Origin of the sequence: Aeromonas molluscorum (assembly GCF_051376105.1) — a bacterium.
Lineage (GTDB): Bacteria > Pseudomonadota > Gammaproteobacteria > Enterobacterales > Aeromonadaceae > Aeromonas > Aeromonas molluscorum.
The window spans coordinates 1492743-1508343 of the sequence record NZ_JBPQCY010000001.1; the positions used below are offsets into that span (position 1 = coordinate 1492743).

At 58.5% G+C, this 15601-nt stretch carries 13 protein-coding genes; 8 read left to right on the forward strand and 5 right to left on the reverse strand.

The features are described from left to right. Positions 1–110 precede the first annotated feature (110 nt). Positions 111–1562: an aminoacyl-histidine dipeptidase gene (locus ACSMDR_RS07260; RefSeq protein WP_436467772.1), complete on the forward strand. Its 1452-nt coding sequence runs from the start codon at positions 111–113 to the stop codon at positions 1560–1562. A gap of 326 nt (positions 1563–1888) precedes the next feature. Further along, a complete protein-coding gene (locus ACSMDR_RS07265; RefSeq protein WP_436467773.1) occupies positions 1889–2011 on the forward strand; it encodes a hypothetical protein in 123 nt (40 codons plus the stop codon). Between the two features lie 212 nt (positions 2012–2223). Here the strand turns inward: ACSMDR_RS07265 and ACSMDR_RS07270 are convergent, their stop codons facing one another. The 5 genes from ACSMDR_RS07270 to ACSMDR_RS07290 all read right to left on the reverse strand — a co-directional run bounded on the left by ACSMDR_RS07270 (position 2224) and on the right by ACSMDR_RS07290 (position 8340). Further along, positions 2224–3240 (reverse strand): ABC transporter ATP-binding protein, encoded by a 1017-nt coding sequence (locus ACSMDR_RS07270; protein ID WP_436467774.1) that lies wholly within the window; start codon positions 3238–3240, stop codon positions 2224–2226. After that, positions 3237–4232, reverse strand: coding sequence for an ABC transporter ATP-binding protein (locus tag ACSMDR_RS07275; protein WP_436467775.1), 996 nt, complete (start codon positions 4230–4232; stop codon positions 3237–3239). The genes ACSMDR_RS07270 and ACSMDR_RS07275 overlap by 4 nt, the downstream gene beginning before the upstream one ends. Before the next feature lie 13 nt (positions 4233–4245). After that, complete coding sequence (locus ACSMDR_RS07280; protein ID WP_436467776.1) at positions 4246–6063, reverse strand: extracellular solute-binding protein; 1818 nt, start codon at positions 6061–6063, stop codon at positions 4246–4248. Positions 6064–6161: 98 nt separating this feature from the next. Continuing rightward, positions 6162–7205 (reverse strand): ABC transporter permease, encoded by a 1044-nt coding sequence (locus ACSMDR_RS07285; protein ID WP_436467777.1) that lies wholly within the window; start codon positions 7203–7205, stop codon positions 6162–6164. Positions 7206–7314: 109 nt separating this feature from the next. Then, a complete protein-coding gene (locus tag ACSMDR_RS07290; protein ID WP_005892537.1) occupies positions 7315–8340 on the reverse strand; it encodes an ABC transporter permease subunit in 1026 nt (341 codons plus the stop codon). A 742-nt stretch (positions 8341–9082) separates the two neighbouring features. Between ACSMDR_RS07290 and ACSMDR_RS07295 the strand changes: the two genes are divergently transcribed. The 6 genes from ACSMDR_RS07295 (at position 9083) to ACSMDR_RS07320 (ending at position 15596) form a co-directional block, all read left to right on the forward strand. Beyond that, positions 9083–11695 carry a TonB-dependent receptor plug domain-containing protein gene (locus tag ACSMDR_RS07295; protein ID WP_436467778.1) on the forward strand — a complete coding sequence of 871 codons (2613 nt, stop codon included), beginning with the start codon at positions 9083–9085 and terminating at the stop codon, positions 11693–11695. Positions 11696–11800: 105 nt separating this feature from the next. Next, positions 11801–12565 (forward strand): DUF3450 domain-containing protein, encoded by a 765-nt coding sequence (locus tag ACSMDR_RS07300; RefSeq protein ID WP_436467779.1) that lies wholly within the window; start codon positions 11801–11803, stop codon positions 12563–12565. After that, on the forward strand, positions 12562–13935 hold the full coding sequence (locus ACSMDR_RS07305; protein WP_005892529.1) for a MotA/TolQ/ExbB proton channel family protein: 1374 nt from the start codon (positions 12562–12564) through the stop codon (positions 13933–13935). Before ACSMDR_RS07300 ends, ACSMDR_RS07305 begins: the two co-directional genes overlap by 4 nt. Before the next feature lie 10 nt (positions 13936–13945). Beyond that, positions 13946–14473 (forward strand): MotA/TolQ/ExbB proton channel family protein, encoded by a 528-nt coding sequence (locus ACSMDR_RS07310; RefSeq protein WP_436467780.1) that lies wholly within the window; start codon positions 13946–13948, stop codon positions 14471–14473. Positions 14474–14537: 64 nt separating this feature from the next. Then, positions 14538–14945 carry an ExbD/TolR family protein gene (locus tag ACSMDR_RS07315; RefSeq protein WP_436467781.1) on the forward strand — a complete coding sequence of 136 codons (408 nt, stop codon included), beginning with the start codon at positions 14538–14540 and terminating at the stop codon, positions 14943–14945. Positions 14946–14960: 15 nt separating this feature from the next. Continuing rightward, positions 14961–15596 carry an energy transducer TonB gene (locus ACSMDR_RS07320; protein ID WP_005892518.1) on the forward strand — a complete coding sequence of 212 codons (636 nt, stop codon included), beginning with the start codon at positions 14961–14963 and terminating at the stop codon, positions 15594–15596. The last annotated feature ends 5 nt before the right edge of the window (positions 15597–15601 follow it).

Here is a 15601-nt window from a genome sequence, read left to right on the forward strand (position 1 = left end):
ATGATTTGTGCTGATCGCTCACAGTTTTACGGGATTGACTGTATTATCGTTACCCTCTTCATCAGGCCCTGGTGGGCCCGGTTATTTCCCGTGCTGGTAAGGAGTCTGACGTGGCACCTCTTAGTTCTCTATCCCCCAAACTGATTTGGCACTTCTTCGAACAGATCTGCGCCATTCCCCATCCCTCCAAGCATGAAGCCAAACTGAGTGCCTGGATCACCGATTGGGCCCTGAGTGAAGGTCTGGCGGTCAAACAGGATACCGTGGGCAACCTCATCATCAAGAAGCCGGCCACACCGGGCATGGAGAACCGCAAAGCTGTGGTGCTGCAAGCCCACATGGACATGGTGCCCCAGGCCAATGCCGACACTCAGCACGACTTCGCCACCGATCCCGTCGATGCCTATATAGAGGGTGAGTGGGTCACCGCCCGTGGCACCACCCTCGGCGCCGACAACGGCATGGGCATGGCCGGCTGTCTGGCCGTGCTGGCCGACAAGAACATCAAGCACGGTCCGCTGGAAGTGCTGCTGACCACGGATGAAGAGACCGGCATGACCGGCGCCTTCGGTCTGGAAGCAGGCTGGCTGGAAGGCGAGATCCTGCTCAATACAGATTCGGAAGAAGATGGCGAGGTCTACATGGGCTGCGCCGGTGGCGTGGATGCCAATATCCGCTTCCCCCTGGAGCAGGTTGCTGCCGGTGAGGGCGCAGGTTTCGAACTGCAAGTGAAGGGGCTGCGCGGCGGCCACTCCGGGGTCGACATCCACCGTGGTCGTGGCAACGCCAACAAGCTGCTGGTACGCCTGCTCAAGGCCGCCGATCCGCTGGGAGTTCGTCTTAGCGATATCAGCGGCGGCACCCTGCGCAATGCCATCCCCCGTGAAGCCCGTGCCAAGCTGCTGGTGCCCACTGCCAGTGTCGCTGACTTCAAAGCCCTGGTCGACCAGTATGCCGGTATCTACCAGACTGAGCTGGCAGCCGTCGAGGCAAATCTGACGGTGTTGCTGCAAGAGCAGGATGCTCCAAGTCAGTTACTCTCTGACGATCTGCAGCGCCGCCTGCTCGACGCCCTGATGGCCTGCCCCAATGGCGTGATCCGCATGAGCGATGCCATTCCGGGGGTGACCGAAACCTCGACCAACCTGGGGGTCATCAAGACCCTCGAGAACGAAGTCTATGTTCAGTGCCTGATCCGCTCCCTCCATGACTCGGGCCGCGAGAGCGTCGAACAGATGACCCGCTCCCTGTTCAGCCTGGCTGGCGCCAGCTGCGAGTTCACCGGCGCCTATCCAGGCTGGGCACCAAACGTCAACTCTCCCGTGATGGAACTGGTGCGCAACAGCTATCAGACCCTGTTCGGCGACCTGCCCAATGTCATGGTGATCCATGCTGGGCTGGAATGCGGTCTGTTCAAGGGCGCCTACCCGGATTGGGACATGGTCTCCTTCGGGCCGACCATTCGCGGTGCCCACTCCCCGGACGAGCGGGTCCATATCCCGGCAGTCGAGCGCTTCTGGCAGCTGCTGGTGCATGTGCTCGAGCAGATCCCTGCCAAATAAGACCCAGGCAGTCCAACATGCCCCGCCTTGTGCGGGGCATGATGTCATCCCCCCTGCTATTCCTACCCCTTCCCTGCCTTCCCCTCTTATTCTGCATGGCGAATTCACCGCCGCAGATGCCCCGCTATCCCGCATTTAGGTCCAGAGCCTGCCTGCAACCGCTTTCTGAAAACCTATCCATAAGCCGACTTGCACAGGAAAACCTTTTCCATGAGTTATGTTGTTTAATTACCTCAAAATTTGATCTGCATCACATTAATCGCTAGGATTGCACTGTGACTTGAGTCACAAAAAACGCGATAAACAACAGAGCAACGAGGTGAATCATGTTTGAGAACCTGGCCGTGCTGTTCCACCTTAAAGGTGCCACCAGCAAGAAAAGAGGCGGTGTTGAAAAAGACACCTACGCCCCGTCTACTCGTAACTACTACTTCCGTTACGGTGCCTAACCACGGCGACAACAATGTCGTTATTAACCAACAAACATCTATAAAAATACCACACACAGCCGCCATGCCATCCGGCAAGGCAGTCCTGCCAAGGCCTTTGTGCTCACGCCCCCCAGGCCGAACCTGAACGCTACCAATGAAGATGGGGCCCACGGGCCCCATTTTTTAATCCGGCTGCAACCCAGCGACTAGCGCCCTGGCGCCACTTGCATTCAAATAGCCTTTCCTAGCGTTACCACTGCGGCCTGCGTTGGCGCCTCCTGGGGCAAGGGGAAGTGGCAGGCCACCTGATGAGCCTCTCCTGCACAGGGCTCGAGCTGAGGGGACTGACTGCGACAACGCTCACCGGCATGGGGGCAGCGCTGATGAAAATGGCAGCCGGGGGGCGGCGAGATGGGAGAGGGTACGTCCCCCGTCAGCAAGATACGCTGATTGCGCCGGCGGGGATCCGGCACAGGGATGGCGGAAATCAGCGCCTGGGTATAGGGATGGCGTGGATTACGGTAAAGCTGCTGGGCCGGCGCTATCTCGACAATGCGTCCCAGATACATGACGGCGATCCGATCCGAGATGTGTTTGACCACCGACAAGTCGTGGGCGATGAAGATGAGACCCAGGTTCATCTCCCGCTGCAAGGTCAGCAACAAATTGACGATTTGAGACTGAACGGACACATCCAGCGCCGACACCGCCTCGTCGCAGACCAGTAGCTTGGGTTTAAGCGCAATGGCGCGCGCGATGCCGATACGCTGACGCTGTCCCCCTGAGAACTCATGGGGAAAACGATCCGCCGCCGTCTCGGGCAGTCCCACCTTGCCGAGCAGCTCTCGCACCCACAACTGGCGCTCACTGCGGCTCCCCTTGCCGTGAATAATGAAGGGCTCCTCCAGGATCTGGCCCACGGTATGGCGACCATTGAGGGATTCCGCAGGATCTTGAAAGACGATCTGCATCTCCTGGCGCAAGGAGCGCATCTCCCGGGCACTCAGCGCCGTGATGTCCCGCCCCTCGAAACAGATCTGCCCCGCCGTCGGCTCGAACAGCTTGAGCAAGGAGCGCCCAAGCGTCGACTTGCCACAGCCGGATTCCCCTACCAGGCCCAGCGTCTCCCCTTGCTTGAGATCGAAGCTGATGCCATCCACCGCATAGACGGTGTACTTTTTCTGCAACAAGCCTCCGCCCATGACGAAGTGCTGCTTGAGCCCTTTGACACTCAACAGTGACGTCATACCCGGATCTCCTTCCAATGGTGGCAAGCCACGGCGTGCCGATTGTGGAGCAACTCGATGGACGGAACCTGGCTCACGCAGATACCGCTGGCATGGGGGCAACGGTTGGAAAAACGGCAGCCAGCGGGCATATCGGAAAGCGCCGGCACCTGGCCCTTGATGGTGTTGAGCAACGTCTTTGGTTCATCCTCCAAGCGAGGAATGGAGCTCAGCAGACCATGGGTATAAGGGTGATGGGGCTGCTCGAACAGGTCGAACACCTGGGCTCGTTCCACCGCGCGCCCGGCATACATGACCACCACCTCGTCGCACAACTCGGCCACGACCCCGAGATCATGGGTGATGAAGAGGATGGCCATGCCGGTCTGGGCTTGCAACTCCTTCATCAGCTCCAGGATCTGGGCCTGAATGGTGACATCCAGCGCCGTGGTCGGTTCGTCGCAGATGAGCAAGTCCGGCTCGCAGGAGAGTGCCATGGCGATCATCACCCGCTGGCGCATACCGCCAGAGAGATTATGGGGATAGACGTTGAACCTTGTCTCGGGCTCCGGCATCCCCACCTTGCGCAGCATGGCGATGGCCGCATCGAAACGCTGGGCCTTGCTGTACTCTGGTCTGTGCAGGGTGAATACCTCCACCAACTGAGCGCCTATGGTTTTGACCGGATTGAGCGCGGTCATCGGCTCCTGAAAGATCATGGAGATGCGATTGCCGCGCACCTTGTACATCTGCTGCGGACTTAAACTGAGCAGCTCCTCGCCCTGAAACCTGATGGAACCAGCCACCACCTGACCATGGGGCTTGGGCAGCAGCCCCATGATGGCCAGGGAGGTGACGCTCTTGCCACAACCTGATTCGCCGACGATCCCCAAGGTCTGGCCCGCGGCGACCGAGAAGCTGACGCCGTCCAGCACCTTGATCTTGCCATCATCGACGCTGAACTCCACCTCAAGATCCCGAACCTCCAGGATAGGCTGCTTGCTTATCGACATCTGACCGCCCCTCTCAACTGCGTGCATAGGTCTTGTCGACCATATCTTGCGAGGGCAGGCTCTCGCCCGCATCCCTGGCCTTGCTGGTCTCTTCCTCTACCTTGGGATCGAGCCAGAGCAAGCCGCCACTGCTATAAGGGTAACCGTCCATGGGCCAATAGAGCAGATCCGGCGAGTTCTTGGTGGCGGGCACCTCGGGCAGCATGACGTAACGCCAGGCGCTGGCCCGCACATAGTTGAGCTGGGCACCAGGCACGAAGATGGCGAGATCATAGATGCGCTGCTGAATTTGCTGGGAGAGCGTGGCACGCTTGTCGGTGTCGAACTCACTGCCATAGGCATCGATCAGGGCATCGAGCGCCTTGTCAGCCACATTGAAGAAGTTGTTGGTCTGGGGCTTGTTGGCGTTGTCCGAGTGGAAGAACTCCCAATATTGCGGATAGAGGCCACCGCCCCCCCAGCCAAGCCAGGCCGCCTCATGTTTCTTCTCCAGCATCACCTTGAAGCCGGTGGCGCCATCCACCAGGTTGAGTTCCAGATCCAGACCCGCCTTCTTGGCCTCCTCTTTGAGCGCGGTCAGACGCTTGGTGTGCTCCGAGGTGGCATAGGTGATGGCCAGACTAAGCCGCTCCCCCTTGCCATTTTGCAGTATTCCATCCGGCCCAGCCTGGTCGAAGCCGCCCTTGGCAAAGTAGTCTCGGGCCTTGTTGATGTCATAGGTACGCTCGGGCAAGGCAACATCGGTAAAGGCACCAAAGCCTGAATCAAAGGTGGTGGAGCGCTGATAGTCGCCATAGAGCACCGTCTTGATCATCTTGTCGATGTTGAGGGCATGCTGGATACCGAGCCGGACATTGATATCGGCCAGCTTGGGATTGGCGATATTGAGGTGCAGCCCCTGGGCCCCCTGCTTGGTGTCCGTCATGGCCATCACCTTCTTGACCAGCCCCTGCTTGTACTCCTGGGTGTTGGCCTTCTCGTGCCACCAGTTCGGCAACAACATCTCGAAGCTGTCGAACTCCCCCTTCAGGAAGTGGCGAAAAGCGATGTTGCGATCACGAATGACCTGCACCTTGATGGTATCGACGTTGAATCTGTGCTGGTTGTAACGATCGCTTTGGGCCCACCACGCCTTCTGTTTGCTGAAGGTGACTGACTTGCCCTTCTTGACCTCTGTCATCACATAGGGCCCGGTGGTCGGCACCACGGCCCAGTTGTACTTCTTCACCCAGTTCTCATCGAGGGTGTAATAGTGCTTGGGCTGGGGCCACAGCTCAGTGGTATTGAGCAAGTCGAGTTTGGCCTTGGGGTTACCGGCCTTGACCAGAATGGTGTGGGTATCAATCTTCTCTACCGCCACCACCTCAGTGGTGTAGTAGTTGTTAAACCAGGGGCCCTTGATGTGCTTGGATCGCATCATCTCGTAACCAAAGGTGTAGTCATCGGCGGTGACCGGCTTGCCATCGGACCACTTGGCCCTCGGATCCAGCTTGAAATAGACGGTTTGATTGTCCGGCGCTATGGCCCACTGGGTCGCCAGCGACGGGATGGGGTTGCCGGTATTGGGATGAAAACTGATCAGGCGCAGCTGATTGTCCAGGATAAAGGAGCGAAACGCGCCGTTGGAATCGGGCCCCACGGTGCGAAACGTCAGCGGAAAACTGTCCACAAACATATTGAAGGTGCCGCCCGGCAGCGCCTTGGCAGAAGCAAACTGGGGATCCTTGTCATTGGTCTCCCAGACAAGGCCTTGGGGCAGTGTCGCCGCCCACACCCATTGCCCGTTTACCAGCAGGAAGAGGGCCCCTATCCATTTCATCTTGTTGTTCATCTTGATCTCCTGGTCACTGCATCCCTGCACGGGGCACTGATTGATAACGGGTAACATTCACAAGGTGCGCCCGCCTCTTGCACAGGCGTGGCGACCACTCATTGATAACGGGTAAATTTGCGAGGATCGAAGGCTTCACGCACCGCTTCCCCGATGAAGGAGACCATGATGAGCACCAGACTCACCGCCACCACCACAGAGCTGACAATCCAGATGGCATCCAGATTGTTGATGCCCTGGGAGAGCAGCTCCCCCCAACTGGGCGTCGGCGGCGCCAACCCGAAACCGAGGTAATCCAGCGCCGTCAGGGTCGAGATGTTGCCGACCACGGCGAAGGGGGCCAAGGTCACTATCATCACCAGGGTATTGGGCAGTATGTGGTTGAAGATAATCCGCTTGGTGCTGGCCCCCTGGGCCTGCGCCGCCATGACATAGTCTCGCGCCCGCTCCTTGTAGGTGAGGGTACGCATGTACCAGGTGATCCCCATCCAGCCGAACAGCACGTTGATGCCGACGAAGAGGCCGAAGTTGGGTTTGGCCAGGGAGACCAGGATCATGATGACGTAGAGGAAAGGCACCTGGGACCAGATCTCGATGAAACGCTGCAAGAAAAGGTCAAACTTGCCACCCAGAAACCCCATCATGCAGCCAATGCTGACGCCGATGAGATAGCTCGCCACCAGGACGATGAAGGCAAAGCCGATGGCGATGCGAAAACCGTATACCAGTCGCGCCAGCACATCCCGACCGCTGGTGTCGGTGCCGAGGAAGTGGCGATCCGCCAAGCTGGGGGCATAGGGGGGGTAAACATCTTGCTTGAAGTCTTGCTCGTAGGGATTCCAGGGCACCGGGGGCAACAGCACCCAGTCTCCTTTTCCCGCTTCTGCGAAACGGGTCTGCAACTGTCGATAGTTGGTCTCGTACTGGTAATCCAGCCCGAAGTACTGACCGGGGATCACGTCACCATAGGTGGGGAAGTAGAGCTCCCCCTGATAGTTCACCACCAGCGCCCGGCTGTTGACCAGCAGCTCGGCCAGCAACGCCAGGATCAGCAGGATTGAAAAGATGATGAAGGAGTAGTAGCCCCGCTTGATTGATTTGAAACGCTTGAGTTTCTTCAGGGTGACCGGATTCAGGTTCATGGTCATTCTCCAAACCGCACGCGGGGATCGACGGCCGACATCACCACGCAGATATCGGCAAGGGTCATGCCGCTCGGCATCGCCATGATATTAAGGACAAGGCTCATGATCATTCTCCAAACCGCACACGGGGATCGACGAGGGCCACGCAGATATCGGAAACAATATTCCCCACCAGCATCAGCATGGAGGTGATGGCGAGTATGCCCATGACGGTAGGGTAATCCCGCTCGACGATGGCCTCGTAACCGAGCAGACCTATACCGTCAATGTTGAAGATGGTCTCGATGAGGAAGGAACCGCCGAAGAAGACGGTAAGCACCGACCCCAGGTGACTGGCGATGGGGATCAGGCTGTTACGCATGGCATGGTCGGTCACCGCCTTGCGAAACGGCAGCCCCTTGGCCACGGCGGTACGCACATAATCCGCCGACAGGTTCTCCATCAAGCTGTTCTTCATGGTCATGGTGAGGATGGCAAAGTCGCCGATGGCATAAGCGATGAGCGGCAACAAGGCGTGGGAGAAGACGGCCACCATCTTGTCCCAGCTGCTCTCCATGTACTCATAATCGTCGCCCGGGAAGCCGCCCATGGGCAGCCACTCCAGGTGGAACGCAAAGACGGTGATGAGGAAGATCCCCACCACATACGCGGGCAAGGCATAGGCCATGTAGATGAGCATGGAGCTTAAGGAGTCGAAGCGACTGTTGTGCTTGAGCGCCTTGGCAACCCCGAGAGGGATGGAGACGGCATAACTGAGCAGGAAGGTCGCCAGCCCGAAGAAGGCGGTGACGGGGAGCCGGTCCTTGATGAGATCCCAGACAGGCTCGTAATAACGGGTCGACTCCCCCAAATCCAGCACCACCAGCTTCTGCAGCCACTCCCAATAAGCGATCAGCATCGGCTTGTCGAGGCCATAGAAGGCCTTGAGTTCCTCGATCTGTTCGTCGGAGAGAGCCTGGCCGCCTTTGCTGCCACTGGAACGCCCGGATTCATTTTGCGAGACCTGCGCCTGCAGCAGCATGCGCTCGACCGGGCCGCCCGGCACGAAACGGGTGACGGTGAAGACCAGCAGCGTGATGCCCAGAAACGTCGGGATGATCAAAAGCATCCGACGTAAGAAATACGACAGCATGGTGGGTTAAACCTCGTCCTTGTTGTTATTGTTTGGTCAGTCATTTCCTGTGGCTGACCTCTCCTTCCTGGCACGACAAGCTGGATTGACTGGCTATTTGACAAACAATCCGCTCGGCCACTGTAAAACCTCTGCAACAAAAATCAAGTAAAACGAACCCTTGCTCTCAGGCCATCCCCTTGCATGTCGCATGCAGCGTAAACCTCTGCACTTTTTTTGCTGAAAACCTAAATTCGAAATAAAAAACCACTAATCAAAAAAATATTCAAAACATTTAAAATTTGTTTTAACTGTGTAGGGCTTTAATTTAATCACATAAAAATCAACCATTTAACATACAGCCAATTAAGTGACTATAAAGAAGCAATAAACGAACACCTCATCTGACCAGTCAATGCACTTATCGGGTTAACCTCACGATCCAGCAGAGTGAAATATCGTAAAGGGCTGGAAAAGTGAGATGAAAACCAGCAAGACCTCATCGTCATCAATAAGTTCAGCATCAATCAAATACTTCACAAATAAGGAAATTAACACAATATTAACCTTGTATTTTGCGCAATGTCAGAATATATAACCAAGAAAACGTTATGCATTTAATATTGCGCCGCCAAAATGCATGCACTCCCCATACAGTGACCATCAATTGACTCCCGCCGCCAAAACTTGATAAGCCTTACGCACCGCTCCAACGAGGGCGGTTCAGGAAGCAAACAATAAACAACCAGGAAGGATATAAGCGATGCTTAGGAAAAGCAGGATCTCTGCTGCCATCGCGTTCGCGTTGGCGAGCGCTGCCGCAGTAGTTGCCCCCTCTGTCTATGCCGAAGGAGAGGGCCAATCCGTTGAACAGCTGCAGAAAATGAAGGTCACTGGCTCACGCATCTCCCGCGTCGATGTCGAAGGCTCCACCCCTGTCGTCTCCGTCAGCAAGGCCCAGATAGAACAATCCGGCCAGCAAACCGTCGCTGACTACCTCAAGCAGGCTTCCTACAACTCCTTCGGTGGCGTCTCCCCCTCCTCGGGCAGCTCCTTCCAGTCACAGGGCACCGTCGGCCTGCGTGGCCTGGGTTCAGAGCGAACGCTGGTATTGCTTAACGGCAAGCGGGTCGCGGGTTCCCCCACCATGGGTGGCACCGCCATCAACCTCAACACCATTCCCATGGCGGCCGTTGAGCGGGTCGAAGTCAACCTGGACGGCGGCTCCGCCATCTATGGCTCCGATGCCATCGGCGGCGTAATCAACGTCATCTTGAAGCAGGACTACGAGGGCCTGCAGTTCCAGGGGCGCCTCGGTAGCCCGTCTGAAGACGGCGGTGACGAGAAGAGCGGCTCCGTGATGGCCGGTATCTCGGGGGAGAAAGGCTCCCTGATGGCCGTCTATGAGCACGACCAAAAAGACATCATCTACTCCCGGGATCGCGACTATCTGGTCAAGCAGGGCAAGGAGTCACCGAGCGCATATGGCCGTAACGTCGAAGGCATCACCGGTGTCGATGGCAATGGCGATGCCCAGTGGACATATGGCCCCCTGGCAGGCGCCACGGATGCCAACGGCACCTGTAAAGAGCCCTTCACCAATTTCGATGGCGGCTGCAACTATGACTACGGTCAGGTCGCCGCCAAGACGGCTTCGCGCAGCCGGGATACCCTCTACCTCAACGGCCGTTACCATATCAACGACAGCGTCGATTTCGTGCCGCAGATAGTCGCCTCCCGGGTTGAGAGCTTCGGGCGCTTCGCCCCGGCAGCTGGCGCCTTTACCGTGGATGCGGCCAACCCGAAAAATGCCAACTTCTACAACCAGAACGGCCTGGATGCCAGCGCCACCCAGAGCCTGGGCGAGGCCGCCTACGTCTACTACCGCTTCAACAACGTCGGCACCCGTGACAATCTGGTCACAGATACCACCGGCAGCCTCAACCTGGCGTTCGAGGGCACCCTGCCCACCGAAGCCGTCGGCGATCTGATCTGGAACGCCGGTTACATGTACTCCAAAACCGACAACAAGGAGAACGGTACCGGTTACGTGCTGGCCCCCGCCGCCCAGCAGGCCGTGGCCGATGGCAAGTTCGTCAACGGCGAGTTTGATGCCGGCACCACCGCCTCCATGGCGGCCGACACCAGCCGCCGCGCCACCATGGACTTCTACCAGTGGTATGCCGGTGTGCAGTGGGACATGGGCGAGCTGCCTGCCGGTCCGGTCAGCTGGTACGCGGGGGCCGAGTACAACGACTGGGTCTACGCCGACAAATATGATGCCCAGTCCGAAGCGGGCAACATCATAGGCTCTTCCGGCAACTCCTCGGGCGGCGATCGCAACGTCACCGCCGTCTATCTGGAGACTCTGATCCCGGTACTGGACGAGGTCGAGCTGAGCATCGCTGGTCGTTATGACAAGTACAGCGACTTTGGTAGCGCCTTCTCGCCCAAGGCCAGCGTGCGCTATCAGCCCCTGGACAACCTGATGTTCCGCACCTCCTGGTCGCAGTCCTTCCGCGCCCCCAGCCTGCAGGATCTCTATGCGGCGAATGCTGACTCGGCGGACTGGGCCAAGGATTACGTCTACTGCCAGAACAACGGCATCTCTGCGGCAGACTGCCCGAACCAGCAGTACACCACGGTCCGTACCTCCAACGAGGAGCTGAAGGAAGAGACGGCCAACACCTTGAACTTCGGTGCCAGCTACAGCCCAGTCGACGATCTGAACTTCTCCCTGGACTACTACATCATCAAGATTGAGGACGTCATCCAGCTCAACTCCACCCAGTCCATCATCTATGACGAGCTCAACAACGGCGGTTCCAGCCTGGTCGAGCGTCGCAGTGATGGCAAGATCCGCTCGGTCACCGCACCCATGGTCAACCTGGGAGATCTCAACACCAGCGGTCTGGACTTCAAGGCGGATTATCGCTACGACCTGAACTTCGCCACCATCCGCTATGACTTCGGCAGCACCTACATCCTGGAGTACAAGGAAGGTCTCTACGCCGGTGGCCCAGAGATTGACAAGATAGGCCAGAACGGCAAGCCGCAGCTGCGCTTCAACTCGGGGATAGGCGTGAACGTGCCGCAGTGGTGGAACATGGATACCTACCTGAGCGCGAACTACATCGACTCCCAGAGCCAGGATTATCTCGCCGACAGCGGTGAAGAGACGGGCCACATCGCCTCCAACACCACCTGGAATCTGAACGTCGGGGTCGATACCCCCTGGGATGGCAAGCTGCAGGCCGGTGTGAAGAACATGTTCAACCGTATTCCGTCTCTCGAGAGCGATGGCTTCACCTATGACGAAGACATCTACAGCATCGACGGTCGCATCTACTACCTCGACTACACCCAGAAGTTCTAATCCTTTTGCTGACATCACAGTGAGCCGGCCTTCGGGCCGGCTTTACCCAAGGTCCCAAGGAAGTAACGGAGATAGGGTAATCCTATGAAAACAAGGACTATTGCAATGAAGAAAGCGCTTCTGGGCAGCCTGATATCGGCCGCTCTGTTGACCAGCTTCAACCTGAGTGCTGCCACCGCAGGACAAGCCGTGGACACTCAGGCAGCCACCGACAATGCCTCGAAAGTGTCTCAGCAAAAGATAGATAGCTACGCCGAAACCGCAGAATCAGCCCTGGCCCAGTACAAGGCGAGCCTGCGTCAGCTCGACAGCCTGCACGTCTATAACGAACAGGTCGGCAAGATGGTCGACTCCCAGAGCAGCGAGCTGGCCTCGATGCAGCGCCAGATAGCCCAGATTGATCAGACCAGCACCGAAGTGGTGCCGCTGATGCTCAAGATGATTGACGCCCTCGACCAGTTCGTGAGCCTGGATTTGCCGTTCCAGAAAGTGGAGCGTGAAGACAGGGTCGCCGCCCTGACCCACCTGATGGACAGGGCCGATGTCACCATCTCGGAAAAATACCGCAAGATCCTCGAGGCCTACCAGATCGAAGAGGGCTTCAGTCGCACCATCGAAGCCTACAAGGCCAGTCTGGAAAAAGATGGCGCCCAGAAGACCTATGAATTCCTGCGCGTCGGCCGCATCGCCCTGCTCTACCAATCCCCGGACGGCATGGAGACAGGGGTATGGAACAAACAGACCCGCCAGTGGGAAGCGCTGCCCCAGGAGCATCGCAGTGCAGTTGAACAAGGCCTTCGCATCGCCAAGAAGCAGGCCCCCCCTGCCCTGATCAAGCTGCCGGTTCAAACTGCGGAGAAAGCATCATGAAAGGACTCAGACTCACGATCGCCTCGCTGATAGCGGGTGCCGCCCTGTTCACCCTGCCGGTCACCGCCGCCGAGAAGCCGGTGGATCTCAATGCCCTGCTCAGCCAAATCAAGGCCGACAGCCTGACCGAATCCCAGCTCAACAAAGAGCGGGAGGCCCGCTTCCTGGCCGACAAGAACGAGCAGGCCAACCTGCTGGCCAAGGCCAAGGCCGACCTGGCTGCCGAAACAGCCAAAGGCGATCAGCTCAAGGCCAGCTTCGATGCCAACGACAAGCAACTCACCGAGCTGACCGAGACCCTGCGCCAGCGCTCCGGCAACATGGGGGAGATGTTCGGCGTGGTGCGTCAGTTCGCCGGTGAGTTCAAGGGCATCTTCAATGCCTCGCCGATGCGGGTCGAGCATCCGGATCAGGCCCCGCTGCTGGCCAAACTGGCTGATAGCAAGGAGCTGCCCTCAAGCCAGGAGCTGGAAGCCTTCTGGACCACCATCCTCAGTCGCATGGTCGATGCAGGAAAAGTGAGTCAGATCCCGGCCACCGTCGTCTATGGCGAGGGTAGCCAGGCCGATAAAACTGTCACCCAGATTGGCGAGTTCAACACGGTTGCCGATGGCAAGTACCTGAACTTCGTCCCCGAAACCGGCAAGTTCGAGGAGCTCTCCCGTCAACCGGACAGCAAGATGACCTCCCTCATCGCCGACTTCGAGAAAGGGGGGGCCGGGCTTGAACCCATCTACGTGGATCCCTCTCGCGGCGTCATCCTCTCGCTGCTGGTGCAATCCCCTACCCTGGCCGAGCGTATCGATCAGGGCGGCGTGGTCGGTTACGTCATCCTGGCGCTGGGCGCCGTTGGTTTGCTGATCGCTCTGTTCTGCGGTGCCCGTCTCTCCCTCATCGGCGGCGCCATGCGCAAGCAGATGAAGTCGGACGCCATCATCAAGGGCAACCCGCTGGGTGAAATGCTGACCGCCTATCAAGGTCACAAGGGCGACAACATCGAGGATCTGGAGTCCAAGCTCGACGAGGTGATATTGCGCAATGTGCCGACCCTGGAGAAGGGCGTGGGCATCATCAAGCTGATCGCCTCGGTCGCCCCCCTGCTGGGTCTGCTGGGTACGGTAGTCGGCATGATTGCGACCTTCCAGGCCATCACCCTGTTTGGTACCGGCGATCCCAAGCTGATGGCCGGCGGCATCTCGGAGGCCCTGGTCACCACCATGCAAGGCCTGGTGGTCGCGGTGCCCATGCTGTTCCTCTACACGGTGGTACAGACCCAGAGCCGTCGCCTGATCCAGGTGCTGGAAGAGCAGAGCGCGGGTTTCGTGGCCCGTTATCAGGAAAGTCTGCACGCCGCCAAAGCCGCAGCCTAAGGAGTCTTCCATGTGGTTCTGGTTGATTGAGGAAGTGGAATCCATCCGGCGCTTTCTGGGCATGGGGGGAGATGTGCTGGTCGCCATCTTCTTCCTCACCCTGTTGATGTGGGCCTTGTTGCTCGAGCGCTGGATCTATTTTCTGACCGTCTATCCGCAGCAAGCCAGGGGAACCCAGCAGAGCTGGCTGGCCCGCAGTGACCATAGATCCTGGTCTGCCAGGCAGATCCGGCGTGAGCTGGTGTCCAGGGTGGCCCTGGCGGTGGACAAAGGGATGCCAGTCATCAAGGTGCTGATCGCCCTCTGCCCGCTGATGGGCCTGCTTGGCACTGTGGTTGGCATGGTACAGGTGTTTGACACCCTCGCCATCACGGGCACGGGATCGCCACGGGCCATGGCCTCCGGTATCTCCAAGGCCACCATTCCAACCATGGCTGGCATGGTGGCCTCCCTCTCGGGTCTGTTCTTCGCCAGCCGCCTCGAGCATAAAGCCAAGCTCGCGGTCGACAAGCTGGAAGACAGCCTGAAGCACGGTTGAGTCAGGGAATGATTCGGTGGCAAAGCCCGACTTTGCCACCCGCGACAAGCAAGGAGTTTTTGCTATGAGAAAGCGTCACAGCGCGAGCAGCGCAGACGAGGCGGCGATCGATATGACCCCCATGCTGGACATAGTGTTCATCATGCTGATCTTCTTCATCGTCACCACCTCGTTCGTCAAGGAGGCCGGGGTCGAGATCAATCGCCCCAGCGCCAATACCGCCGAAACGGTCAAGAAAGGCAACATCATGGTGGCCGTACGTGAGAACGGTCAGGTCTGGGTCGACAAGCGTCAGATCGAGGTGGGCGCCGTGCGTGCCAACATCGAGCGACTGCGTGCCGAGAACCCGGAGGGCGCCGTGGTGATCCAGGCCGATACCGAATCCAAGTCCGGTATCGTGGTGGAAGTCATGGATCAGATCCGCATGGCCGGGGTGCAGAACATCTCCATCGCGGCCAACAAAGAAGGCTGATGCCAGGGGTCACCAATGAGATACCTGATATCCTTCGCAGCCGCTTTTCTGGTGGTATTCGGCCTGTTCTGGGGAATGGACAAGCTGGTTAACCAGGATCGCCGGGAGCTGTTGGAACAAGACGACGTCAGCATGGTCGACTTTGTCCGCCTCAAGCCCCAGGAGACGCTGCAAGAGAAGCAGAGAGAACTGCCCAAACCGCCGCCACCCAAGCGACCGCCACCGCCTCCCGAGATGGAGGTGTCAAGCCCGGACAAGCCGCAGATGCAGACCATGGCCATGGACATGCCCAAGCTGGACTTGCCGGTCAACATCGCGGGGGGCAATGCCCTTGGCGCCTACAGCACTGGGGGGGGCGGCGGTGGCATGGGCGGCAACAACGGCGCTATACCACTGGCGACCTTCGAGCCCATGATGCCGCGCAAGGCCGCTCTGGCGGGCTTGGCATCTGGCAAGGTGTTGCTGGAGTTTACCGTCACCGAGCGCGGCACCGTCAGCAATGTGCGGGTCGTCAAGGAGCAGCCCCGTAGCTATGACCTCGGCAAAGAGGCGCGCAAGACGGTGGCCAAGTGGACATTCAAACCGGCCATGGTCGATGGCAAGCCGCAGGCGAGTCGCATGCAGCAAGAGATCGAATTCGCGGTCAACTAAGGAAG